The organism is Olleya sp. HaHaR_3_96 (genome assembly GCF_019278545.1).
GTDB lineage: Bacteria > Bacteroidota > Bacteroidia > Flavobacteriales > Flavobacteriaceae > Olleya.
In genome coordinates this window covers 128,297-153,660 of record NZ_CP058987.1, presented here as the reverse complement: position 1 = coordinate 153,660, position 25,364 = coordinate 128,297, and the positions used below count along the sequence as shown (strand labels likewise).

Genomic DNA, 25,364 nt, shown 5'->3' with positions numbered 1-25,364 from the left:
ACAACTAATTTAACACTATGAATACTACAGTTGCAACTACTGATACAGAAGGAAAGACTTGGGAAGGTGGTAACGAGCCACTAAAATCAAGTTATGGTAAGATGATGATGTGGTTTTTTATCGTATCAGATGCATTAACATTCTCTGGGTTTTTAGCAGCCTATGGTTTTTCAAGATTCAAATTTATTGACGCTTGGCCAATTGCAGACGAAGTTTTTACTCACATACCATTTTTTCACGGTAACTATCCAATGATTTACGTCGCGTTTATGACGTTTATATTGATTATGTCTTCAGTAACAATGGTGTTAGCAGTTGACGCTGGTCACCATTTAAATAAGAAAAAAGTAACATGGTATATGTTTCTTACTATTATTGGAGGTATAATATTTGTTGGTTCTCAAGCCTGGGAATGGAATACTTTTATTAAAGGAGATTTTGGTGCTGTACAAACTAAAGGAGGTAATATCTTACAATTTGGAGAGTATGTTACTGTAGATGGAGAAAAAACATTTAAACGCGTTGCTATATCAGACTTTACTACAGCTTCAAAGACTGATAGAGTAAATCACGAACGTAAAAATGGATTGTGGTTTGTTGGAGAAGGGGCGTTACCTGCTTATCAAGTTTCCGATGTTGTTAAAGGTATGGAGGCTAATCCTAATGTTTTAGTTAGGACTCAAATTATTAACGAAGAAGGAGAGAAAACTATTTTATCTCAAACAGAATCTTTAAAACAAATTAGAAATAACGGAAAAGCAGTTGTGCAAGGTGCAAATCTTCATGTTAACGAATACGGTTCGCCGTTATTTGCAGACTTCTTTTTCTTTATAACAGGGTTTCACGGATTTCACGTTGTATCAGGAATTATCCTAAATATCATTGTTTTCTTTAATGTAGTTTTAGGAACTTATGAAAGACGTAAAAGTTACGAAATGGTTGAAAAAGTTGGGTTATACTGGCACTTTGTAGATTTAGTTTGGGTATTTGTATTCACATTCTTCTACCTAGTTTAATAAAAATAGAAAAGACATATCATGGCAGACGCACATAAATTAGAAATATTTAGAGGATTAGTAAAGTTTAAGTCTAATACTCAAAAAATTTGGGGAGTTTTAATCTTATTATCGATCATTACAGCTGTTGAAGTTGTTTTAGGGATATTAAAACCAGCTTGGGGAACTAATGTTGTTTTAGGGATGAAACTATTAAATTGGATTTTTATTATATTGACATTAGTAAAAGCATATTATATTACTTGGGATTTCATGCACATGCGTGATGAAGTTGCGGGATTAAGACGTGCAGTAGTTTGGACAGCAATATTCTTGATCTGTTATTTACTATTTATTTTATTACAAGAAGGTGGTTACGTGTTTAACGTTTACGACAATGGATTTATAAAAAGAGATTTCTAAATTGAAATCAAAATATATATAGTTAAAAAGGTGGTTTATTAAAGCCACCTTTTTTATTTTTGTATTTTAAAAAACAGTACAATTATTATGGATAAAAAGAATATTAAAAAAGGAATTGTTTTAAGTGTCTTGTTTTTTCTTCCTGTTATTTTTTTATTGTTTTTGTATCCATCTACAAACAATTACAATCCGCTAGAAGTCGTTAAAAATAACGTGCTTGATTTAAAAAATCTTAGCTCTTCCAATACGGATATACAATTAGAAGAACATATTACTGTATTAGGGTTTTTAGGTAAGGATCCTGAAAATAAATTTGTAGAATGTTCTAACCTTAAAGAATTGATTTACGATAAGTTTCAAGGCTTTAAAAGTTTTCAAGTTGTAATGTTAGTTTCAAAAGATTCTGAAGAGGCTACAGATAGGCTTAAGAAAGAATTGACGAAGTATGGGGAGCTTAAGTACTGGTCGTTTGTAGAGTTAGATGATTCGGACACAAAAAAGATGTTTAATAGTTTAAGAACAAGCGAAGTCTTAGATTTTAATCTGGCAACAAGTAAGGTTTTTATTGTTGACAAAGAGTTAAACCAACGTGGGCGCTTGGATAATAGAACCAAACCTGAAATAGAAGCTGATAAAGGCGCATATCCATTAACCGCCTATAATGCTTCAGAAGTAGCACAACTTAAAAATGTTATGGGAGCGGATGATTTACGGGTGTTGTTTACTGAATATAGACAGAAACGTAAAGGTGAGTTTAACTCGGCTGCTAGACGCGCACAAGATCTAAAAGGAGACACAAACTAATCGTATCACAATGAGCAAAAAAGCAAATTATTCATATATAGGTATTGCGTTTATTATTTTATTATTCGGTATTATTTTTATTCCGAAGATAGTTGATAGAGTAAGTAATGGAGATATTAGTCGTACAGACGAAAGTAGAAGTGAAGGTCTTGTTGTTAATGGAAAAAAAACTTCAAAGAATAAATCTGATTTAGAGTATTTGATCATTGATGGTCAACCTAAAAAAGTTCCTGAATTTAGTTTTACGGATCAGGATGGTAAAACAATTACCAATAAAGATTATTTGGGACAAGTATATGTTGTTGATTTCTTTTTTACAACCTGTCCTACTATTTGTCCAAGAATGAGCAAAAACTTGGCGATAATTCAAGATAAGTTTAAAGACAATCCGGATTTTGGTATTGCTTCTTTTAGTATTAATCCAGAGAATGACACACCAGAAGTTTTAAAAGCCTACGCTGCAGATTATGGTGTGACAAGTTCTAATTGGCATTTAATGACTGGCGCAAAAGAAGACATCTATAAATTGTCAAATATTGGATTTAATATTTTTGTTAATATTGAAAACTTTGAACATTCTGGAGATTTTGCTTTAGTCGATAAAGAAGGGTACTTGCGTTCTAGAAAGGACGCTTTTGGGAATCCGAAAATATTTTATAAAGGTGTGATAAGCGAGCAGGAAAAAGTGGATGAAGATGGTAATGAGCAGGAAATAACGGTTATACAAGAAGATATTGCTAAATTGTTAAGAGAGTAAATTATTCTGTCATTCTGAACGGATTTCAGAATCGCATAAATTATTAAATATGACTAATATCAACAACCTAGAAGACGAAAAAAAATACAATAAGTGGATTGTCGTGTTGTCAATACTAATTCCTATTGCTGTTGCTGTACTTTTTAACGTTAAGCTAAAGGATTTTGGGTTTAATGTAGAGCCATTAACTTTTCTGCCACCAATATATGCTGGTATTAATGCTTTGACAGCTGTTCTTTTGGTGTTAGCTTTTTTGGCTATAAAAAAGAAAAAGATAGTCCTTCATAAAAAATTAATGTCAACTGCTATTGGTTGTTCTGTGATTTTTTTACTGATGTATGTGGCATATCATATGACTAGTGATTCTACCAAATTTGGAGGAGAAGGTGTTATAAGAACCGTTTACTTTGTTATATTAATAACGCATATTGCATTATCTATTGTTGTTATTCCGTTTGTTTTAATTACTTATGTTAGGGCAATTACTAATAATATAGAGCGTCATAAAAAAATTGCTAGAATAACATTCCCGTTATGGTTATATGTTGCCGTAACAGGTGTTATTGTGTATTTAATGATTTCACCTTATTACATTTAAAAAGATAGTGTCACACTGAGCGCAATCGAAGTGGCTTCAAAACAATAAATATGAAAACAAAAGCAATCTTTTTTCTAGTCTCTTTTTTCTTTGTTCTAAAAAGTTCAGCGCAATGCGCTATGTGTAGAGCTGTTTTAGAAAATGAAGACGGTCAGAAGACGGCTAAGGGAATAAATGATGGGATTGTATATTTAATGTCTATTCCATATATTTTGGTTTTTGGTTTAGGTTTCTTTATTTATTGGAAGTTTTTCAGAACAAAAAAGCAGTAAAGTTTATCTGAAAATCAACATTTAACAAAACTTTTCGATAATTGTTGTAACAAATTGCATCCTTTGTAGTCTAATTGATATTGAGTTACTAATCAATCATTAAAACCATCGTTATGCTCAAAATAAGTAAACTGCACAAGTCGTACCCAATTGGCGATTCTAGTCTCCATGTTTTAAAAGGAATAGATTTATCTGTTGAAGAGGGAGAAATGGTGGCAATCATGGGGTCTTCTGGTTCAGGGAAATCGACATTACTAAATATTATAGGGATGTTAGATGAAGCCGATGAAGGCGAATACATTTTAGATAATGTACCTATTAAAGATCTTACCGAGAAAAAAGCAGCTATTTATAGAAATAAGTTTTTAGGATTTATCTTTCAATCTTTCAATTTAATAAATTACAAAAATGCTTTAGATAATGTGGCTTTGCCATTATATTATCAAGGTTTAAAACGAAAAGAACGTATTGAAACGGCTTTATATCACTTAGAAAAAGTAGGTTTAAAAGACTGGGCACACCATTTGCCAAAAGAATTGTCTGGAGGTCAAAAACAACGTGTTGCTATTGCACGAGCATTAGCTGCTAATCCAAAATTATTATTGGCAGATGAGCCAACAGGAGCATTAGATACAAAAACCTCTCATGAGATTATGGATTTTATCCAATCTTTAAATGATGAAGGTAAAACAATCTTGATGGTGACGCATGAGGAGGATATTGCAAGCATGTGTAAACGTATTGTACGTTTAAAAGATGGTGTAATTATAGAAGATGCTTTTGTAGAACAAGTAAGAGCTTCGGAATATGTTTGATAGAGACCTTTGGCGCGAGATTTTTCAAAGTATTAATATGAATAAAACCAGAACGTTATTATCTGGTTTTACAGTAACGTTTGCTATTTTGTTATTTGCGTTGCTTTTTGGTATTACAAATGGATTATTAAATACGTTTGATAGTGCTTTTGTGGACGATGCTAAAAACTCTATATTTATTAATTCCGGAAGGACATCTAAGGCTAGTAATGGTTTGCAAGCAGGACGACAAATCCAGTTTGAAAATAAAGACCAAAAATGGATAGAAGAAGAGTTTGATGGAAAAGTACAGTATATTACTTCAAGAATTTATATCAACGTTACTGCCACTTTTAGAAATGAAAAAAGTAGTTACAGTGTTCGCGCTGTAAATCCAGATCATCAATTTTTAGAAAACACTAAAGTTACTTATGGTCGTTATATAAATGAGTCTGATATTAAGAATAAAACTAAAGTGGTCGTTATTGGCCGTTTAGTAGAAGAAGATTTATTTTTAAAAACAACAGCCATAGGAAAATATTTAAACCTTAACGGAATACAATATAAAGTGGTCGGTATTTTTGAAGATGATGGAGGCGATAACGAAGAGCGTTACATTTACATGCCTGTATCGACAGCGCAACAAATTTATGGTAACAATGATCATGTTGATCAAATAAACTTGACCTACAATCCAGAGATGGATTTTGACGCTGCAATTGGTTTTAGTAATCTATTGACTAAAAAACTAAAGGACCGTTTTATGGTCTCTCAAAATGACCAACGTGCCATTAGAGTACGCAACTTGGCTAACGAATCTAAGGCGGTAGACCAAATGACTTTTATTTTAGGAATTCTAGTGTTGGTTATTGGTTTTGGTACTTTAATAGCGGGTATTGTCGGAATCAGTAATATCATGATTTTTATTGTTAAAGAACGTACTAAAGAAATAGGGATACGTAAAGCTTTAGGTGCTTCACCAAGTTCTATTGTCTTACTTATTCTTTTAGAGTCTATTTTAATTACCATAATTGCTGGTTTTTTAGGCTTGTTTTTAGGTATGGGAATTTTAGAGTTAATAGGTCCCAGTTTAGAAGACTATTTTATAAAGGACCCTTATGTCAGTATAAATCTTGTCATTGGCGCAACATTCACGCTAATTATTGCAGGAGGTTTAGCAGGGTATCTACCAGCTAAAAAAGCATCGAAGATTAAACCAATTATAGCACTAAGAAACGATTAATTATGCGATTTTTATTAGAGAGAGATACTTGGCAAGAGGTTTTTGATAGTTTAGGTAAAAATAAACTTCGAACAGCATTAACTATGGTTGGTGTTTGGTGGGGAATTTTATTACTTATCGTTTTATTAGGTTCTGCACGTGGAATAGAAAACTCATTTAATAGACTGTTTGGAAGTTTTGCAACCAATAGTGTATTTGTTTGGGCACAAAGTACAAGTAAGCCATTTAAAGGCTTTCAAGAAGGTAGACAAGTGCAGCTTAAAATAACGGACGCTAAAAAAATTGAGGATAATGTAGAAGGAATCGAGTTTGTAGTACCTAGAAATAGAAATCAAGCGTTGGTTGTTCATAATTTTCTATCGGGAAACTTTAGTGTAAGTGGTGATTATCCGCTACTTGATCAAGTTCAGAAAAAGAAAATGATTCAAGGTCGTTTTATTAATCAAACGGATATTGACGAGAATAGGAAAGTCGTGGCTATTTCGGAAGAAATATACAAGCAGCTTTTTGAGAAAGATGCCGAAATGATTGGGGAATACATTCAACTTAATGGAATGAATTTCAAGGTTGTGGGTATGTTTGAAACGGGAGGTAATATGGGGCCATCGGACGATATGAATATACCGTTTACTACCTTTCAACAAATCTATAATATGGGAGGTAATATTGGTTGGATGATGATTACCGGAAAACCAGAGTATGATATTTCACAAATTGAAGCTGATGCCAAATTGATTCTAAGAAACTTAAATAAAGTTCATCCTGAAGATAATCGGGCATTTGGAAGTTTTAACTTAGGTAAAGAATTTGATAAAATCACAGGGTTTTTAACGGGGATGCAATTTTTAACATGGTTTGTTGGTATTGCTACATTATTTGCTGGCGTTTTTGCCATAGGAAATATTTTATTGATAACCGTTAGAGAGCGTACAAAGGAAATAGGCGTGCGACGAGCACTTGGAGCAACACCTTTTGAGATAAAAAGACAAGTGGTATTAGAAGCAGTATTTATTACATTAATTGCCGGTTTACTCGGTATTATAACAGGCGGTTTAATATTGATGTTAGTCGATAGCCTTTTTGGGCAAGGACCAGAAGCAGTATTGGTAAACGCATCGGTGTCTATTACTGTTGTTTTTATAGCATTAACAATTTTAATAGTTTTAGGAACATTAATAGGATTAATACCCGCATTTAAAGCGACAAGTATTAAACCTATCGATGCTTTAAGAGAAGAATAAGTCAAGTATTATAAGAAACTAACAAACATATAAAGTCAACCAAGAAAACTATAAATAAAATGAAAAAAACAATAAAAATAATTGTAATTATTGCTTTGGTAATAGCATTTGTTATGGTAATAAAATATTTTAAAGACTCTAATTCGAAGTCGGTTGAAGATTTTAAAACTGCAGAACCATTTTTTACTTCAATAAATACTAAAACAGTAGCTACAGGTAAGTTAAACCCGGAAGAAGAGGTAGAACTTAAACCTCAAATTTCTGGTATTATAGATAAGATACTAGTGGAGGAAGGCGATATGGTAAAAAAAGGAGATGTTATTGCTAAAATTAGAGTGGTTCCTAATGAGCAAAGTCTTGTTGGTGCAAGTAGTCAAATTAGTAGCGCCAAATTATCGTTCAATAATTCTAAAATAATGTATGATCGTAATAAAACCTTATTTGATAAAGGTGTGGTTTCAAAACAAGATTTTGAGAATAGTGAATTGGCATTAAACCAAGCACAAGAAACATTAAGTCAAGCGCAAAATAATTATCAAATTATTAAAAGAGGGTCGTTGTCAGGTGGAGGATCTGCTAATACCAACATTATAGCGTTAATACCTGGTACAATTTTAGAGATTCCTGTGCGAGAAGGCGATCAAGTTATAGAAAGTAATAACTTTAATGCTGGAACTACTATTGCAACTATTGCAGATATGAGTAAAATGATTTTTGAAGGAAAGGTTGATGAAGCTGAAGTAGGAAAACTAGAAGAAGGAAAAGAAATTAAAGTGATTTTGGGAGCAATTAACGGAAAAGAATTTCCAGCAAAATTAACTTTTGTTGCGCCTAAAGGACTGGAAGAAAACGGAGCAGTGCAGTTTACAATTAAAGCAGATGTAACCGTAGAATCATCTACAAAAATTAGAGCAGGTTACAGTGCTAATGCTGAAATCGAAATGGAATCTAGAGATAGTACTTTAGTTATAAAAGAGTCCTTATTACAATTTAACAGAATTACTGAAAAGCCTTTTGTTGAAGTTGAAAAAGAAGCTGGTAAGTTTGAAAAGAGAGATGTAGAATTAGGATTATCTGATGGGATTAATGTTGAGATAAAAGAAGGTGTTAAAGAAGGTGATAAAATAAAAGTTTGGAATAAAGCTTCAAAAGAAGATAATGATGAAGACGAAGATTAATATGAAACAGATAACGTATTTATTTTTGCTGTTAATAGGGGTTTCAGCAACAGCACAAAACAAAAAATGGACATTGCAGGAGTGTGTGTCACATGCTTTGGAGAACAATATAACAGTATTGCAAGGTCAAAACACATTATTATCTAACGAGCAAGACATCATTGCTTCAAAAGGACAGTTTTTGCCAAGTGTATCAGGTAGTGCTGGACATAGTTTATCTTTAGGTAATGCGGAGATTTTTCCGGGACAATTTGTGGATAGAACCTCTAATAGTACTAGTTTTAGTGTGTCAGCTAATCAAACAGTATTTAATGGCTTTAGATTAACCAACTTATATAAACAGTCTCAGTTAAATTTAGAGACTAATAGATTAGAATTAAATAGAATTAAAGATGATATTTCTTTAAACGTAGTTAATGCTTATTTAAATGTTTTGTTTAATATTGAAAATCTAGAGATTGCTGAAGCGCAATATGGGTTTACAGAAAAACAATTGAAACAAGTACAAGATCTAGTCGATGCAGGTGTGCAACCTCAAGCTAATATTTATGATGCACAAGCCACTCTAAGTAGAGACTTACAAAGTGTAACAGTGGCTCAGAATAATTATGATATTTCATTGTTAACCTTGTCTCAGTTTTTACAAGTGCCATATGAAGGTTTTAATATTGAGGTGATTGAGGTAAATGATCCTTCTATAGAATTAATGTACGAAGATGCGAAACCAATTGTGAAATATGCATTAGATAATAGATATGAGATTAAAGTCGCGGAAAAAAACATTGAAAATGCGGAACTATCTACGGAGATTTCTAAAAGTGGTTTTTTACCGTTTATAAGTGTTGGTTATGGTTTTGGATCTAATGCCTTTTACACAAACCTTTCCCAAAATGAAGACACTTTTTTGAATCAATTAAATGATCAAAAAGCACATAGTTTCAGAGTGAGCATTAATATCCCAATTTTCTCTCAATTCCAAAACAAGACTAATGTCGCTAAAGCTAAGATTCAAGAGGATAATGCTAAGTTAAATTTAGAGCAAACCAAATTGTCTTTAGAGGCAAATGTACAGCGTGCTTTTACGGATGCAAAAGCGGCTTTTAGATCATATGAAGCAGCTAAAGTAAGCTTGGAAGCACAAAATATTGCATTTCAAAATGCACAAGAGCGTTATAATATCGGAGCAATGAATGCCTTTGATATTGAGCAAACACGATTACGTTTAGTAAATGCTGAAGCCTCTTTAGTGAATGCTAAATACGATTTTATTTTTAAAACTAAAGTGTTAGATTTTTATCTAGGTAAACCAATAACAGAATAAAAGTGGCATATATATTAAATATAGAAACTTCTACAACAAATTGCTCAGTCTCTCTTTCTAATAAAGGGGAGACTTTGGTGTTAAAAGAAGATTATGGAAATGGGTATTCTCATGCAGAAAAACTTCATGTATATATAGAAGAGGTACTTGAAGAAGCAAAGATGACTGCAGATCAATTAGATGCCATTGCTGTAAGTAAAGGGCCAGGATCTTATACTGGGCTGCGTATTGGTGTCTCGGCCGCTAAAGGCTTAGCTTATGCATTAGAGAAGCCCCTTGTATCGGTATCTACTTTAGAAGCATTAGCCCATCAAGTAAAAGCTGAATCTGGGTACATTATACCAATGCTTGATGCTAGACGTTTAGAAGTTTACTCTGCTATATTTGATGAGAATTATAATTTAGTGAGAGCTATTGAAGCTCAGGTGCTTGATGAAAACTCTTTTGAAAAAGAGTTGGCTTTAGGTAACGTTTATTTTGTAGGAGATGGAGTTGAAAAAACCACAAAATTAATTAGCCATAAAAATGCAGTGTTTGTTGAAAACAAATTGCCTTCTGCTGATCAAATGAGTCTACTGAGTTTTAATAAGTATAAAAAAAGCGACATCGAAGATGTCGCCTATTTTGAACCCTATTATTTAAAAGATTTTGTTGCGATAAAATCTAAAAAATAGTTTAACCTTCTTTTTGTATTTCTACAGCATGAGGATAAGGTATTTCTATACCCGCAGCATCTAATGCTTCTTTTGTTTTTTCTGTAATATCAAAGTAGACTGTCCAATAGTCTTCTGCTTTACACCAAGGTCTTACAGCAAAATTAACAGAGCTATCAGCTAGTTCCATTACATTGACCGTCGGTTCTGGTGTATCTAATACTTTTGGGTTATCAGTTAAAACTTTTAATAGCACGTTTTTCGTTTGTTTGATATCAGAATCATAACCAACACCAAAAACTAGATCGACACGTCTGGTACCTTCTGTTGAAAAATTGATAATATTTCCATTAGAAAGCGAACCATTAGGAATAATGATCTCTCTATTAGATAATCCTGTTAACTTTGTAGTGAAAATTTGGATTTCTTTTACGACACCTACTTCCCCTTGTGCTTCTATTAAATCTCCTATTTTAAAAGGTTTAAATAACATAATTAAGACACCTCCAGCAAAATTACCTAAAGAACCTTGTAATGCTAAACCAATAGCTAAACCTGCAGCAGCAAGTATTGCAGCAAAAGAAGTTGTTTCAATTCCTAAAGTACCAAGAACAACAATTATTAAAACGATTTTTAAAACCCAGTTTAATAAGTTGAGGAGGAATTTTTGAAGACTTTCATCATATTTTCTTGAAAGCATTAATTTTTTAAAACCTTTTAAAAGGTGTTTGACTATAAAAGCTCCAATTATCCATATTACAATTGCTGCTAATAATTTTGGTGCGTATTCAATAATAAGTGCAGAACCCTTATCTATCCATTTTTGTAATTCCATCGTAAATTTATATTTTGTTGGTAAATATAAATATATAAACAGTAAAATTTTACTTTAGCCGTTAGGAATAATTATATAGAAGAGGGGTAAGACTCTATAACTAGACAATAGATGTGTCTGTGTTAAGTAGTTCTTTTTTAATAATTGGCTAGTCCGAATTGCTGTTTTTGAAGCTGATTTTAGAAGAAAAGACTAACAGCCTATTATATTAAGATAAGGTTTCTTTATAAATTTAGAAATGATAGAGATATCAGGGCTCTCTGGTATAATCTTGTTAGTTTAGTTTTACATTAAAACACTAATAACTAAAAAAGCCTGAACAGATGTTCAGGCTTTTTTATACTTAAGTAAGATTAAAAATGTAATTAATTAACCTCAAAAGTGACTTTTAAGTTTACTCTAAAGTCAACAACTTCTCCATCTTTAACACTAGCGCTTTGATCCTGTACATATACAGAACGAATGTTTTTTACACTTTTAGACGCATGCTTTACAGCTTTTTTAGTTGCATCTTCCCAACTTTTATCAGAGTTAGATAATACTTCAATTACTTTTAATACTGCCATAATGTTGATTTTTAATTATTGTTTGTTCCTTAAATTTACGAATATTAATATAATTATCGTTGTTTTAAAGGGGCTAATAAAATAAGTAAACAGATGAACAGTAGTTTTTTAAGGATGAAATTAACCGTTTATGGCAACGACCGAATCAACTTTACCTGCTAACATTTCTTTTAACATGTTTTCAATTCCGCTTTTTAATGTATAAGTAGACGATGGACAACCACTACAAGCACCTTGTAAAATTACTTTTACTGTTTTTGTCGCTTCATCATAAGATTCAAATTGGATATTTCCGCCATCACTTGCAACTGCAGGCTTAACGTATTCCTCCAAGATATTTATAATCTCTTTAGAAGTGTCATCAAGTGTTTCAAAATGTGCTTCTACTTTCTCAATTGATTTTTCTACAACTTCAGGAGCATTTGGTGAAACAATTTCTTTTGCATCTTCAATATAAGTTCTTATAAATTCTCTTAATTCAAAAGAGATATCACTCCATTCTGCAATGTCATATTTAGTAATAGAAACAAAGTTTTCATCAAAAAACACACTCTTTACAAAAGGAAAGTGAAATAAAGCAGTAGCCATAGGTGATGGTTTTGCTGTTTCAATTGAAGTGAATTCGTATGATGCCGTAACTAATTTTTTGTTTGCTACAAATTTTAGTACGGATGGGTTCGGCGTACTTTCCGTGTAAACGGTAACTGCTACTTTTTTTGTTTCAGCTAAATCTGAGACAACGCTTCCGCCATCATTTAGATACGATTCTATTTGTTCTGATACTTCTGTTTTAACAGCGTCCCATTCCACAATATTATAACGTTCAATAGCTATAAAATTACTAGAAATATATACTTTTTTTACAAAAGGAAGGTAGAACAATTGCTGAGCTAAAGGAGAGTCTTTGGCTTCGTCAATGTTATTAAACTCAAAGCTTTGATGCTTAGTTATAAACTGATTAAGTTCGAATTTAATTATAGTTGGGTTTGAGGTTTCTTGAATGGAAACTTTAAAATTGCTCATCGGTAATTTTTTATGCAAAAATACTAAAGAAAAGTATAGATATCTAGGATATGCCAATTTTATAAAACTATCAAAATTTGTTTTTTTTTAGTTTATTTGATAAAACATTTTTATCTTGAACCTTTAACTTTTAGGAGTGACTTTATAAGGTGTAAATTTATATATTTGAATCTTATTTATAATTTTTAAGTTAAAAAAGAGTTATAAACCTAACAACTGACCATTTAAACCTATCTACTTCGAATTTAGAGATTATGAGATTAAAACGCATATTTTTAATAGCAATTGTTGCCTTATTTGGTACTCAGTTGTCTAAAGCCCAAGAGGGGTTACCTATCTACTCTGATTATTTAACAGACAATTATTATTTAATACACCCATCTATGGCTGGTGCGGCAAATTGTGCTAAGCTTAGAATTACTGGTAGACAACAATGGTTTGGGGATGATGATGCACCAAAGCTAGTAACGGCTAGTATTAATGGTCGTATTGGAGAATCCCAATCTGGTATTGGAGCGATTGTATACAGTGATAAAAATGGATACCACTCGCAAACGGGGGCTTATTTTACTTATGCACATCACTTAATGTTTTCTAGAAGTACTACGGATTTAAATCAATTATCTTTTGGTTTAAGTGCTGGTGCAATACAATATAAATTAGATGAAACTAGCTTTTTAGCTGATGGATTTGATCCAATAATATCAGGAATAGAACAATCTGCAACTAATTTTAATGTAGACTTAGGTTTTTCTTATTTCTTGTATAATTTTTATGCACACGGGACAATTAAAAACTTGTTAAATAACGAAGGTGTAAATTTTAATGAACAAGGTTTGAGTTATGATAACTTAAGAACTTACCTTGTTTCTGTTGGAAATACTTTTGGTAGTTACGGTAGTGATTGGAGTTTTGAACCTTCTGCAATGTTTATGTATAGAGATGCTACGGAAGAGGCGTCTTTTGATATAAACCTTAAAGCTTATAAGTCTTTAGAGTTTGGTAAAGTTTGGGGAGGATTGTCTTATAGACGTTCTTTAGATGGTGCTGAGTTTGTTGATGGCTCAGGAGTTAGTAGTCAAAAATTACAATATATTACACCTATCTTAGGCGTAGAAGTTAATAACTTTGTTTTTGCTTATACGTATAGTTACCAATCTAATTCAGTCGTGTTTAATAATGGTGGTTTTCATCAATTAACATTGGGACTTAATTTTAACTGTGGAAAAGAAAGATACAGTTGTAATTGCCCTGCGATTAACTAATAAGTAACATATCATAAAATATAAAAAAGCCTCAGTAAAATGAGGCTTTTTTTGTGACTATAATTTAAATGTTTGTATTCAATTCTTTAATATCAATATTTCCATCGGGAGAGATCACATAATATTTGTGCTTGATTTCAGTTTTAACTATAGGTTTTGCCTTTTGTTCTTTAGGCTTTGGTGTGAAGTGTAGTTTTATTTCCATACCTATTTGTACAACTGGTTCTAAAATGGAAGGGTTGATAACGATATCGTATTTTTCATAAGATAATGGTTGATAATAATATGATGTTTGTTTTTTTACTTCTGTAATACCCTTGTCTTTATTTAATGCTTGGAATGAAATACTGTTATACGCTTGATAGTGCTGATAGAAGTCTTTAGGGAAATAGCAATACTTTTGATCAGCTATAATTGCGTTATAGTCATCAAGTTTAAATCCTAAAAGATTATAGTAGTCTTTTTTATCTGCTATAAGAGCTAATAGTTTGGTTTGAAGATTTTTGTAGACTTCTGCTATGTTTTCAATAAAATAATCGACCTTAACAAGATTGTAGATTTCATTTTTAGCGCATGCAGTTAAGATATTTTCAAATTGCTGCGTTTTTGTAAATTTAATATGAATATTTTGTTGTAACTCAAATCCTTTCGGTACTTCAGTATAGGTCTTACTAAATAATTTTTTAGTGACTTCAACTTCATAAACAGGTACAAATGAAATAACATCAATAGCAATGTCTTTTTCAGAAATGCCTTTAAAAGCGAGTTCTTGTTTTATATTACTTATACGAGCATTCATTAATTGATTTGTAGTCTCGGCTGTTTTACCAATCTGTGAGACATTAAAAATAGCTGTATAAGTACTTGCTTTTACATTTTGTAAAGCTCTTACGTCTATAATTATTGTACTACTTGGATTTAAATTTTGAGTTATATGTTTCGGAGATTGTCCATAAACAATTGCATTTCCCGTAGTAATATTTCGTCTAGAGATATCTTGGTTGTAATTCCCTTTATGTTGTGCTTGAGTGCAGACAGTAAGTAATAGAAAGAAACAAATTAGCTTAGTGATTTTCATTATTTTTTATGTTTTGTTTAAGTAAATCTATGGGTATCTTTTTTGAAATTAAATTCAAAATGAGGGAACGTGAGATTTTAATGAGTGAGGTCTATTTATAAATGAGTAAAGTGATCTATTTAAATTGTTTTATACGATTAAAACAAAAAAGAGCGTTTTATTTAATGGTTTAAAGTGCGTAAGTTTATCTTTTAGAAATTTATAAATGAAAAATATACAATTAATATTAACTCTTATTTTTAGTCTTATTTTACAAGGGGTAAGTTGTGCACAACAAACCATGCCTAAAGTAAATGCAGAGACTTTCACAGTAAAAGGACTAGTGCTTGAAAGTGATAGTTATAATCCTATTTCAGATGTTAATATCCAAGTTAATGGCGGCTCTTATACAAGTACAGGGTTAAGCGGTGATTTTAAAATAAAAGTAAAAAAAGGAGATGAGATAATGATAAGTCATAAAGACTTTGAAACTATTTATTATACTGTTAAAAATGATGAAGACATTAGAGTAGAAGTACAGTCAGTTGTTGAGGATGCTTTGGTGTTTAGAAAGAAGACTAAAGAAAACTCTTTTAAAAGCATAATAGATTCGGCGTTGTTTTATAAGAAGGTTTCTGCGGAGAAAAGTATTCAATTTATTACTGAGAGTATTCCTAAAAGTAATTCTGTTACACAAAATGCAGAAGCTTTTGAATTATTAGCAGATATTTATACGTATTGGAAACAGTATGATTTAGCAGTAACTAATTATAGAATAAGTTTGAATAATGTAAACTCTAATGATGTTAATTTAAAATTAGCTAAAGCTTATTTTAATAACAAAAATCACCAAGAGAGTTTAGCTATATATAATGGTATTAAATCTAATGATTTATCAAATTTGCAAGCGGTTATACGTTTAGAAGGTTTAGGAGATGTGTACGCTAAAATCAACGATTCAAAAAAAGCGAGAATAGCTTATTCTGAAGGTTTAGAGATAGCGACAACTAATAAAATTCAACCTAAAATAACTGATTTAAACTCTAAGTTAGGAACGGTTTATAATACGGAGGGTAAAAAGAAAAAAGCAGAAGTGTTATTGGAAAACTCTGTAGTTATGGCTGCTCAAGAAAATAAAACTAGAGAAGTAGAACAGAAAGTTAAGTTTGCAGATTTTCAAAATGTAAATCAATCATATGATGAAGAGATTGCAACTAGAAAAGAAATTATTAAAGATATAGATGTTATTGAAAAGGATTCTATTATTGCTAATGAAAGTAGTATCACTAAACAAAAACAAAACTATAAAATTGGGAGTGCTTATTTTCTTCAAAAAGACTATCAAGAAGCTATTCCTTATTTGGAAAAAAGTATAGAAGAGGCGGATAAAAAAGAGGATTTAACAGTTAAAAAGGATGCGATTAAAAAGTTGACAGATGTTTATGTGGAATCTGGGAATTTTAATGAAGCTAAAAAAACCTTTGACGAATACATAAAAACGGTTGATCAACTTTATATTAAAAAAGAACAGGAAATATCGCAAGCAGCGCGATTTAATAAAAGTATTACCGAAAAGCAAAACCGAATTACAACACTAGAAACCGATCGTAAATTAACGCTAAGTCAAGTTGAACTATCGGAAGAAAAAAACAAGAGACAAGAGTTGATTATTTATTCTCTAATTGGTGGTTTGTTCTTACTGGCTTTAACAGCGTATTTAATGTACAAGTATATTAAACAGCAAAAATTAGCCAATAATTTATTAGCTTTAAAGTCTTTAAGAAGTCAGATGAATCCGCATTTTATCTTCAACGCATTAAACTCGGTTAATAGTTTTATTGCGACCAATGATGAGCGTACAGCAAACAAATACCTGTCAGATTTTTCAAAATTGATGCGCGCTGTTTTAGAGAATTCTGAAGAAGATTTTATTCCGCTTCAAAAAGAAATCGAATTGATAGAATTATATACCAAACTAGAGCACTTTAGGTTTAAGGATAAGTTTGAATATACAATAGACGTCGATAAAACTATAGATATCGAAGCATATCAGATTCCGCCTATGTTACTTCAGCCTTATATTGAAAACGCTGTGTGGCACGGACTACGTTATAAAACGGATATGGGAGTATTACATATTTCGATAATCAAAAAGCAAAAAGGTGTTATTGCAATTACTATTGCAGATAATGGTATTGGACGTAAAAAGTCTAAAAGTTTAAAGACAGAAAATCAACAAAAGCACAACTCTAAAGGCTTAGGTAATATTAAAAAACGAGTGTCTATTTTAAACCAGATGTATAAAGACAAAGTAGATGTGCTTATAGATGATAATGGGACTGAAGGAGATGTGGGAACTAAAGTAGTAGTAACAATAAAAAAAGACTAAACATGACGTTAAACGCAATACTAGTAGAAGACGAAGAACAAAGTAGAGCTATACTAAAAAACTACTTAACTAAATACTGTCCAAAAGTCAATATTTTAGGTGAAGCAGCTAATGTAAATGAAGCTTTAGAGTTGATTCGTACATTAGATTTGGATTTAGTATTTCTAGATGTAGAGATGCCTTATGGAAACGCATTTGATTTGTTAGATAAAGTTGGTGATCGTGATTTCGAAACTATATTTGTAACTGCTTACAACAACTATGCGATAGATGCTTTAAATGCACACGCCTCGTACTATTTAATGAAACCTATTGATATTGACGAGTTGATTAAAGCTGTAGACTATGTTTCCGAAATTAAGTCAAAGGAAGATGCTTTGCAGGACCAGGTCTTAATACCAAAAACAAATACCGTAGCGGGAAAAATAACCATACCACAGCAAGATGGATTTGAAGTATTAAACACCAAAGACATATTGTATTGTAAAGCAGACGATAATTACACAGAGATCTATTTAAACAACAATAAAAAGAAAGTAGTTAGTAAGACACTAAAATATTTTGAAGATGCATTAACACCATCAGGATTTGCACGTGTCCACAAAAGTTACCTTGTTAACGTGGGCGAGGTTGTTAAATATATAAAAGGAAAAGGCGGAAGTGTTGTTTTAAGCAACGGAAAAGAAATTATGGTATCAGCCTCTAAAAAATCAGATCTATTGTCTTACTTTAAATAACCCAACACGTTAGTTTTAGTGTTTTAAGAAGCACAAATAAAAGTAGCGAAAACAATAAAATAAATAACACATGCCAATAATAAAACCAGTAAACGGTAAAGCACCACAAATAACAGAAGATTGTTACATCGCAGAAAATGCAACCATCGTTGGGGATGTCCAAATAGGTAAGCAATGCAGTATTTGGTTTAATGCCGTACTACGCGGTGATGTTAATTACATAAAATTAGGCGACAAAGTTAATGTTCAAGATGGAGCAGTTGTACACTGTACGTATCAAAAATATCCAACCATAATAGGTAATAACGTGTCCATTGGTCACAATGCTATTGTCCACGGATGTACAATCCATGACAACGTTTTGATAGGTATGGGAAGTATTGTAATGGATAATTGCGTTGTAGAAAGTAATAGTATTGTCGCAGCTGGAGCAGTTGTCACTCAAAATACAACTGTAGAGTCTGGTAGTATTTACGCAGGTGTTCCAGCAAAAAAGGTCAAAGATATTAGTCAAGAGTTAATCAATGGCGAGATAAACCGTATTGCAGAAAATTACGTTAAATATTCAGGTTGGTTTAAAGAGTAGTTTTTATCTGTATTTAGCTTGCCAAAGTTGGGCGTTTCCACAAGGGTCGCGTCGGAGTTTATCCTGAGCATAGTCGAAGGGTTCTATCTTTTTTTGCCATATATGGCAGCAAACAAAGGATGCCATTACTACCGCTAACGCAGCATGTCGCAAGATTTAGATTCAATATTAAGGATTAGTTCTTCAACGGAAGACAGTGCGTTGATTTCCTCTTTAGATAAAAAGACGTCAAGAGTACTGTTGTTTTTACTTAAAATAATAGGGTATTCAAAAGCGTGATTGGGGTGTTTGGTTTTGAACTCGTCTGTGTGTAAAAACGCAATATTTAAATTGGTTCTATTTCTAAAATCTTTCCAAATCGTATTTTCTGAAAATGTATTAAAAGTCAATGCGCATAAATTACAAGCATATGTTTTAGGGCTAAATAATTTATGCGCAATATCTATTGCAAGATTTTTAATTCCAGAGTCAGCATTGTAAACAAAAATTAATGTATTCATATACACTAAGTCGTTGCACAATTGTAATAATTACAAAATAGTTATGTTTACAACAAGTCCTTCGTTACTTCTAATATTACAAACAGTATCATCTTCAAAAATCAAATACTGTCCTTTAATTCCTTTTAAAACACCTGTATAATGTGCTGTTTTTGTAAAGTTTAATGACTTCGGTTTTGTTGGGTAGCGCAATACCGGAAATTCAATATTGGTTTCTTTGTTATCTTCAATATAGTACTGTTGGGCTTCGTCAGGAATGTATTGTTTCAGCTTATCACGCCATTCAATTAAATTTTCATCTTTAATCTCGTTTTTTAACATCGTGCGCCAATTGGTTTTGTCACCAACATAATCTTTTAAAGCAACTTCAGTAATACCTGCAAGATATCTGTTAGGCACTTCTACAATTTCAATAGCTTCATGTGCACCCTGATCTATCCATCGTGTAGGGACTTGTCCTTTTCTTGTAACTCCAACTTTTACATTGCTAGAATTAGCTAAATACACAATATGAGGTTTTAGCTGAACTTGCTTTTCGTAGTCTAAATCACGCTCTTCAATACCTAAATGTGCTTTACTTAATTCGGGTTTCATGATCCAATCTGCTGCTTGTGGGATCTCAAAAAAACAATTTTTGCAAAACCCTTGACGGTAAATAGGCTTGTCTAAATGGCAGTTTAAACACTCATATTTTACAAAACTAAATTCTAAGGTTTTGTTTAATAATTGATTAAGGTTTATAAAGTCATTTTTAAATACTAGGTAGTAATTAATGGGGTTAGTAAACTCCGTTTGCATTTTTGTCAACACACCTTGGTAGGTCATAAAAAAAAGTATTATTTTTAAAACTTAAAGATACAAATAACTATGTCAATTCCTCTCGTTAATTCTATTGCTTCATGGTTTTTAAAGAAGCGTTTTCATCAAATAGAGTTGTTTTTAAAATACCCAAATGAAGTGCAACAAGAGCTATTATTTAGCTTATTGGACATAGCAAAAGATACCGAAGTTGGTAAGCAGCACGACTTTGCTTCAATAAAAAACTACGCGACGTTTGCCCAACGTGTGCCCATCACAACTTACGAAGATTTTCAAGACAAGATAGAGCGCTCTAGGCAAGGGGAAAACAATATTTTCTGGCCTAAGCCAATCAAATGGTTTGCAAAATCTAGTGGTACAACCAATGCTAAAAGTAAGTTTATCCCGGTTAGTATAGATAGTTTGGAGGATTGCCATTATGCAGCAAGTAAAGATTTGTTATGTATGTATTTAAATAACAATGAAGACTCACAATTATTTACTGGTAAAAGTTTACGGTTAGGAGGGAGTCAAGAATTGTATAAAGAAAATGGGACTGTTTTTGGTGATTTAAGTGCTATTTTAATAGATAATATGCCTTTTTGGGCAGAATTTAGTAGTACACCAAGTAGTAAGGTTAGTTTAATGAGTGATTGGGAAACTAAAATGGCTGCGGTAGTTAATGAAACCATTAATGAAAACGTGACCAGTTTGGCTGGCGTGCCTAGTTGGATGTTGGTATTACTAAACAATGTATTAGATAAAACAGAAAAAACAAGTCTGTTTGATGTGTGGCCAAACCTGGAAGTTTATTTTCACGGTGGGGTTAGCTTTAATCCATACATAGAGCAATACCGAAATATATTACCTAAAAAAGATTTTAAATACTACGAAACCTATAATGCATCGGAAGGCTTTTTTGCTATTCAGGATCAAAACTACTCAGGAGATTTATTATTAATGTTGGACTATGGTATTTTTTACGAATTCATACCAATGGATAATTACGGAACATTAGATCAAAAGGTCATTCCTTTAAGTGAGGTAGAGCTTAATAAAAACTACGCCGTAGTGATAACAACTAATGCTGGTCTTTGGCGCTATAAAATAGGGGACACAGTTAGATTTGTGTCTATTAGCCCGTATCGTATAAAAGTATCTGGTCGTACAAAACACCATATTAATGTTTTTGGAGAAGAGTTGATTATTGAAAATGCAGAAGACGCCTTAAAAAAAGTCTGTAAAAAAACAAAATCAGAGATTGTAGACTACACTGCTGCTCCCATATTTATGGATGGTAAAGAGAAAGGGGCGCATGAATGGTTAATCGAGTTTAAAACACCGCCTAAGGACATTGACTACTTTAATGAGTTGTTTGATAATGCACTTAAAAGTTTAAATTCAGATTATGAAGCTAAGCGTTATAATAATATGACATTAAACAAACCAAAAATACATGTTGCTAGAACGCAGTTGTTTTATGATTGGTTAAAACAAAACAATAAATTAGGTGGGCAACACAAAGTACCTAGATTATCTAATACACGCCAATATTTAGATGAGTTGCTGGTGTTAAATAAATAAATTATTTGGGATATTGGCGGTAATATTATTTTAAACTTAGTTATGTGCTGAGAAGAACACTTTCTAGTTATAGGGTTTAATCTATCACTAACAAGCAGTGTAATGATTTGTTTTTCAAGTTATTACACTTTATGTTGTAATTGCTGTTAATCTGGCTTTTGGGAAAGTCATTTTTATTTAATCAAAAAAACCACTTTAAACATTTTGTCTAAAGTGGTTTTTATTTGAGTAAATTGTATAATTAAGAAACTGCTTTAAGTTTTTTAATAGTAGTCTTACTTAGCTTTTGTTCAGTATAAGCCTTTGTTACGTTAAGCTTTCTTATGTCTCCACCTGGTAGCTCAAACATAGCATCTGTAAGTATCTCTTCACACAGACTTCTTAAACCACGTGCACCTAGTTTGTATTCTATAGCTTTTGTTACTATAAAATCTAAGGCACCATCTGTGATACTTAACTCTATATCGTCCATTTCAAACAATTTTTTGTATTGTTTAATAATCGCGTTTTTAGGCTCAGTAAGTATAGCTCTTAATGTTTTACCATCTAAAGGATCCATGTAAGTTAAAACGGGTAGACGACCAATTATTTCAGGAATCAAACCAAAGTCTTTTAAATCTTTTGGTATAATATATTGTAATAAATTGTCATGGTCTACAACATCTTCTTTTATAGAAGCACTGTATCCAACCGCTTGCATATTCAAACGTTTTGAAATCACACGATCTATACCATCAAAAGCACCACCAGCAATAAATAAGATGTTTTCTGTGTTAACTTCAATAAATTTTTGATCTGGATGTTTACGACCTCCTTTTGGTGGAACATTAACAACTGTCCCTTCTAAAAGTTTAAGTAAAGCTTGTTGTACACCTTCTCCAGAAACGTCTCTTGTAATTGATGGGTTATCACTTTTACGAGCAATTTTATCAATCTCGTCAATAAAAACAATACCTTTTTCTGCTTTTTCTAAACTGTAATCGGCAGCTTGTAATAGACGAGTTAAAATGCTTTCGACATCTTCACCAACATAACCAGCCTCTGTTAACACTGTTGCATCAACAATAGCTAAAGGAACATTTAACATTTTTGCAATGGTTTTAGCCATTAACGTTTTTCCTGTTCCTGTTTGACCAACCATTATAATATTAGATTTTTGAATCTCAATATCGTCCGTAGTTTGAGGTTGTAATAAACGTTTGTAGTGGTTATAAACCGCAACAGACATTACCTTTTTTGTGTATTCTTGACCAATAATATATTGATCTAAAAAAGCTTTTATTTTCTGAGGCTTCTTAAGCATCATCTCAGCAGAAAGGTCATTAGAATCTTCTTCTTTAGATTCTTCTATAACAATTCCATGAGCTTGCTCTATACATCTATCACATATATGTGCATCTAAACCTGCTATTAATAAACTGGTTTCCGGTTTTTTTCTACCACAAAATGAACATTCTAATTCTTCCTTTGCCATCTTCTTTAGTTAAAAGTGATAAGTTAAACGTTTTGATTTTTTCAAAAGGGTATTAACTCACTATAATATAGTTTTATTTACGAGCTAAAATTTCGTCAATCATTCCGTACTCCTTAGCTTTATCTGATTTCATCCAGTAGTCTCTATCACTATCTGCATATACTTTGTCGTAATCTTGACCAGAATGCTTACTAATAATTTTGTAAAGTTCTTCTTTTAAGATCAAAATCTCACGTGCAGTAATCTCGATATCACTTGCTTGTCCTTGTGCACCACCTAAAGGTTGGTGTATCATAACGCGTGAGTGTGTTAAACCACTACGTTTTCCTTTTGCTCCGGCACATAAAAGTACTGCTCCCATTGAGGCAGCCATACCCGTACATATTGTTGCCACGTCAGGTTTAATAAATTGCATGGTATCATAAATACCTAATCCAGCATAAACACTTCCTCCAGGAGAGTTAATATACATTTGGATATCTTTATTAGCATCAACACTTTCTAAAAATAAAAGTTGTGCTTGTACAATATTTGCAATATTATCGTTAATTCCTGTACCTAAAAAAAGTATGCGGTCCATCATTAATCTTGAAAACACATCAAGTTGAGATATGTTTAATTGACGTTCTTCTATAATATAAGGCGTCATATCCTGAGGATACATGCTACTAATAATCTTATTGTAATATGTACTACTTATACCCTGATCTTTTATAGCGAATTTTTCGAATTCTTTTCCGTAATCCATAGTTTGCTTAATTGTTATTATAATTGAAAAAATTAGGCGTTGTTTAGTCTTGCTAAACAACGCCTAAAGATAATGATTATTTTGTTAAACCTGTACTAATACAATCTTATCAAAAAGATAAAAATGAAAAAGTGAAGGTCTTATTTGTCACCATAAACTTCTTTTACAAAAGCTTCGTAAGACATTTCTTTAGTCTTAATGTTTGCTTTTTCTTTGTAAAGGTCCAATAATTTTTGACTTACAACTTGCTCAGAAATACGTCTTACTTCATCTTGGTTACCTAATACACGTGCAGCAATATCGTCTAATTCTTTTTCAGAAGGATTTAATTGGCCAAACTGTGCCATTTGCATTTTGATCATGCCTTTAGCGTTTGTTTTAACGTCTTCAAAGTCTACTTTAAGATCATTGTCTTGCATTAATTTACCTTCAATTAATTGGTAACGTAAGCTTTTTTCTGACTTATTGTATTCTTCTTTAGCAGCCGCTTCATTTAATTGCTTTTCACCTGCTACTTGCATCCATTTTGTAAGGAATGCTTCAGGTAAATCAAACTTAGTATTATCAACTAAATATTCTGTAATATCATTTAATAATTTTTGGTCAGATTGTTGTACAAATTGCTTTTCAGCATCTTCTTTAATCTTTCCTTTCAGTTCTGATACAGATTTCACGCCATCTTTACCAAATAATTTATCAAATAGCTCTTGATCTAAATCTGCTGCTTCACGACTGTTGATACCTGTGATAGTAAAAGAAACTTCGATATCTAAACCATGTGCATCGTCATGTTCTATTTTTAAAGCATTCATTAATTCATGATCGTCAGCATATAATCCTTTAGTTTTTAAAGTGATTACATCTCCAACTTTAGCGCCAATAAATAACTTTTCTGTAGCTTTTCCTTTAAATTGATCTAAAGTAATCGTTACAGTGTTATCTATTTCTTTTTCTTCATTTTTAAAAGTACCAGTGATTTCGCTGTCTTTTGTAACGTCCTCTTGAGGTGTAACTTTACCGTATTGCTTTTGGATACGCTCTATTTGTTCATCAATCATTTTATCATCAGCAATGATGTTATAATGTGTGATTGCTTTTTTGCTTTTTAACTCGACGTCAAATTTAGGAGAAAGACCTAACTCAAATTCAAAAGAAAAAGAATCGGCGTCCCAGTTTATCTCATCTTGTTGCTTAGGTAATGGTTGCCCTAAAACATCTAATTTTTCTTCAGTTAAATAGTTGCTTAATGCGCCTTGAAGTAATTTGTTTACTTCATCAGCTAATACAGATTGACCGTACTGTTTTTTTACCATTCCCATTGGTACTTGACCTTTTCTAAATCCTGGAATGTTAGCTGTTTTTCTGTAGTCGACTAAGATCTTTTCTACTTTATCGTTGTAATCTTCTTTAACGATTTCTATTTTTACTACAGCATTTAATGCATCAATGTTTTCTCTTGTAATATTCATTATAAATGATATAAAGCCCAAAAAAGGGCATTAACACTAGTTTTTTTTAATTAA

General features: G+C 31.9%; 26 protein-coding genes. 17 read left to right on the top strand and 9 right to left on the bottom strand.

Annotation, left to right across the window (positions count from 1 at the left end; all coding sequences use genetic code 11):
* Positions 1–17 precede the first annotated feature (17 nt).
* The 12 genes from H0I26_RS00690 (at position 18) to tsaB (ending at position 10,300) form a co-directional block, all read left to right on the top strand.
* The gene (locus tag H0I26_RS00690) at positions 18–1,016 is read left to right on the top strand and encodes a cytochrome c oxidase subunit 3 (protein WP_218700583.1); all 999 of its coding nucleotides are present in this window, start codon (positions 18–20) and stop codon (positions 1,014–1,016) included.
* Positions 1,017–1,037: 21 nt separating this feature from the next.
* A complete protein-coding gene (locus H0I26_RS00685) occupies positions 1,038–1,418 on the top strand; it encodes a cytochrome C oxidase subunit IV family protein (RefSeq protein ID WP_101015343.1) in 381 nt (126 codons plus the stop codon).
* Positions 1,419–1,505: 87 nt separating this feature from the next.
* Positions 1,506–2,222 carry a hypothetical protein gene (locus H0I26_RS00680; protein ID WP_218700582.1) on the top strand — a complete coding sequence of 239 codons (717 nt, stop codon included), beginning with the start codon at positions 1,506–1,508 and terminating at the stop codon, positions 2,220–2,222.
* A gap of 10 nt (positions 2,223–2,232) precedes the next feature.
* Positions 2,233–2,979: an SCO family protein gene (locus H0I26_RS00675; RefSeq protein WP_218700581.1), complete on the top strand. Its 747-nt coding sequence runs from the start codon at positions 2,233–2,235 to the stop codon at positions 2,977–2,979.
* A gap of 49 nt (positions 2,980–3,028) precedes the next feature.
* On the top strand, positions 3,029–3,577 hold the full coding sequence (locus tag H0I26_RS00670) for a DUF420 domain-containing protein (RefSeq protein WP_218700580.1): 549 nt from the start codon (positions 3,029–3,031) through the stop codon (positions 3,575–3,577).
* A gap of 50 nt (positions 3,578–3,627) precedes the next feature.
* Entirely contained in the window at positions 3,628–3,849 is a 222-nt protein-coding gene (locus tag H0I26_RS00665) for a hypothetical protein (protein ID WP_101015339.1), read from the top strand.
* Between the two features lie 113 nt (positions 3,850–3,962).
* The gene (locus tag H0I26_RS00660) at positions 3,963–4,664 is read left to right on the top strand and encodes an ABC transporter ATP-binding protein (RefSeq protein ID WP_218700579.1); all 702 of its coding nucleotides are present in this window, start codon (positions 3,963–3,965) and stop codon (positions 4,662–4,664) included.
* A complete protein-coding gene (locus H0I26_RS00655) occupies positions 4,657–5,886 on the top strand; it encodes an ABC transporter permease (protein ID WP_218700578.1) in 1,230 nt (409 codons plus the stop codon). Before H0I26_RS00660 ends, H0I26_RS00655 begins: the two co-directional genes overlap by 8 nt.
* Positions 5,887–5,888: 2 nt before the next feature.
* The gene (locus H0I26_RS00650; protein ID WP_218700577.1) at positions 5,889–7,127 is read left to right on the top strand and encodes an ABC transporter permease; all 1,239 of its coding nucleotides are present in this window, start codon (positions 5,889–5,891) and stop codon (positions 7,125–7,127) included.
* Between the two features lie 59 nt (positions 7,128–7,186).
* The gene (locus H0I26_RS00645) at positions 7,187–8,305 is read left to right on the top strand and encodes an efflux RND transporter periplasmic adaptor subunit (RefSeq protein ID WP_218700576.1); all 1,119 of its coding nucleotides are present in this window, start codon (positions 7,187–7,189) and stop codon (positions 8,303–8,305) included.
* Between the two features lies 1 nt (position 8,306).
* Positions 8,307–9,626 carry a TolC family protein gene (locus tag H0I26_RS00640; protein ID WP_218700575.1) on the top strand — a complete coding sequence of 440 codons (1,320 nt, stop codon included), beginning with the start codon at positions 8,307–8,309 and terminating at the stop codon, positions 9,624–9,626.
* A 2-nt stretch (positions 9,627–9,628) separates the two neighbouring features.
* Entirely contained in the window at positions 9,629–10,300 is a 672-nt protein-coding gene (gene tsaB, locus H0I26_RS00635; protein ID WP_218700574.1) for a tRNA (adenosine(37)-N6)-threonylcarbamoyltransferase complex dimerization subunit type 1 TsaB, read from the top strand.
* Between the two features lies 1 nt (position 10,301).
* Here the strand turns inward: tsaB and H0I26_RS00630 are convergent, their stop codons facing one another.
* The 3 genes from H0I26_RS00630 to H0I26_RS00620 all read right to left on the bottom strand — a co-directional run bounded on the left by H0I26_RS00630 (position 10,302) and on the right by H0I26_RS00620 (position 12,703).
* Complete coding sequence (locus H0I26_RS00630) at positions 10,302–11,114, bottom strand: mechanosensitive ion channel family protein (RefSeq protein WP_218700573.1); 813 nt, start codon at positions 11,112–11,114, stop codon at positions 10,302–10,304.
* 365 nt (positions 11,115–11,479) lie between these two features.
* Positions 11,480–11,680: a dodecin family protein gene (locus H0I26_RS00625; protein WP_218700572.1), complete on the bottom strand. Its 201-nt coding sequence runs from the start codon at positions 11,678–11,680 to the stop codon at positions 11,480–11,482.
* A gap of 120 nt (positions 11,681–11,800) precedes the next feature.
* On the bottom strand, positions 11,801–12,703 hold the full coding sequence (locus tag H0I26_RS00620) for a NifU family protein (protein ID WP_218700571.1): 903 nt from the start codon (positions 12,701–12,703) through the stop codon (positions 11,801–11,803).
* Between the two features lie 254 nt (positions 12,704–12,957).
* Between H0I26_RS00620 and H0I26_RS00615 the strand changes: the two genes are divergently transcribed.
* Positions 12,958–13,968 (top strand): type IX secretion system membrane protein PorP/SprF, encoded by a 1,011-nt coding sequence (locus H0I26_RS00615; RefSeq protein WP_218700570.1) that lies wholly within the window; start codon positions 12,958–12,960, stop codon positions 13,966–13,968.
* A 64-nt stretch (positions 13,969–14,032) separates the two neighbouring features.
* Here the strand turns inward: H0I26_RS00615 and H0I26_RS00610 are convergent, their stop codons facing one another.
* The gene (locus H0I26_RS00610) at positions 14,033–15,046 is read right to left on the bottom strand and encodes an SIMPL domain-containing protein (protein WP_218700569.1); all 1,014 of its coding nucleotides are present in this window, start codon (positions 15,044–15,046) and stop codon (positions 14,033–14,035) included.
* Between the two features lie 205 nt (positions 15,047–15,251).
* On the opposite strand from H0I26_RS00610, the gene H0I26_RS00605 reads away from it, so the two are divergent.
* The 3 genes from H0I26_RS00605 (at position 15,252) to H0I26_RS00595 (ending at position 18,737) form a co-directional block, all read left to right on the top strand.
* Positions 15,252–17,414 (top strand): histidine kinase, encoded by a 2,163-nt coding sequence (locus H0I26_RS00605; protein ID WP_218700568.1) that lies wholly within the window; start codon positions 15,252–15,254, stop codon positions 17,412–17,414.
* A 2-nt stretch (positions 17,415–17,416) separates the two neighbouring features.
* The gene (locus H0I26_RS00600; RefSeq protein ID WP_101015325.1) at positions 17,417–18,151 is read left to right on the top strand and encodes a LytR/AlgR family response regulator transcription factor; all 735 of its coding nucleotides are present in this window, start codon (positions 17,417–17,419) and stop codon (positions 18,149–18,151) included.
* Positions 18,152–18,221: 70 nt separating this feature from the next.
* Positions 18,222–18,737 carry a gamma carbonic anhydrase family protein gene (locus H0I26_RS00595; protein ID WP_101015324.1) on the top strand — a complete coding sequence of 172 codons (516 nt, stop codon included), beginning with the start codon at positions 18,222–18,224 and terminating at the stop codon, positions 18,735–18,737.
* 134 nt (positions 18,738–18,871) lie between these two features.
* On the opposite strand, the gene H0I26_RS00590 is transcribed toward H0I26_RS00595, so the two are convergent.
* Together H0I26_RS00590 and H0I26_RS00585 are read right to left on the bottom strand one after the other, a co-directional pair.
* A complete protein-coding gene (locus H0I26_RS00590; protein ID WP_218700567.1) occupies positions 18,872–19,237 on the bottom strand; it encodes a GTPase in 366 nt (121 codons plus the stop codon).
* A 30-nt stretch (positions 19,238–19,267) separates the two neighbouring features.
* Positions 19,268–20,062: a DUF2797 domain-containing protein gene (locus H0I26_RS00585; protein ID WP_218700566.1), complete on the bottom strand. Its 795-nt coding sequence runs from the start codon at positions 20,060–20,062 to the stop codon at positions 19,268–19,270.
* Between the two features lie 42 nt (positions 20,063–20,104).
* On the opposite strand from H0I26_RS00585, the gene H0I26_RS00580 reads away from it, so the two are divergent.
* Positions 20,105–21,619: a GH3 auxin-responsive promoter family protein gene (locus H0I26_RS00580; protein WP_218700565.1), complete on the top strand. Its 1,515-nt coding sequence runs from the start codon at positions 20,105–20,107 to the stop codon at positions 21,617–21,619.
* Positions 21,620–21,860: 241 nt separating this feature from the next.
* Here H0I26_RS00580 and clpX read toward each other — a convergent pair whose 3' ends face one another.
* From clpX to tig, 3 genes are all read right to left on the bottom strand, one after another.
* Positions 21,861–23,093, bottom strand: a complete 1,233-nt coding sequence (gene clpX, locus H0I26_RS00575) for an ATP-dependent Clp protease ATP-binding subunit ClpX (RefSeq protein ID WP_101015320.1) — start codon at positions 23,091–23,093, stop codon at positions 21,861–21,863.
* Between the two features lie 73 nt (positions 23,094–23,166).
* Positions 23,167–23,841: an ATP-dependent Clp endopeptidase proteolytic subunit ClpP gene (gene clpP, locus H0I26_RS00570; RefSeq protein ID WP_101015319.1), complete on the bottom strand. Its 675-nt coding sequence runs from the start codon at positions 23,839–23,841 to the stop codon at positions 23,167–23,169.
* 140 nt (positions 23,842–23,981) lie between these two features.
* Positions 23,982–25,310, bottom strand: a complete 1,329-nt coding sequence (tig, locus tag H0I26_RS00565) for a trigger factor (RefSeq protein ID WP_218700564.1) — start codon at positions 25,308–25,310, stop codon at positions 23,982–23,984.
* Positions 25,311–25,364: the final 54 nt, after the last annotated feature.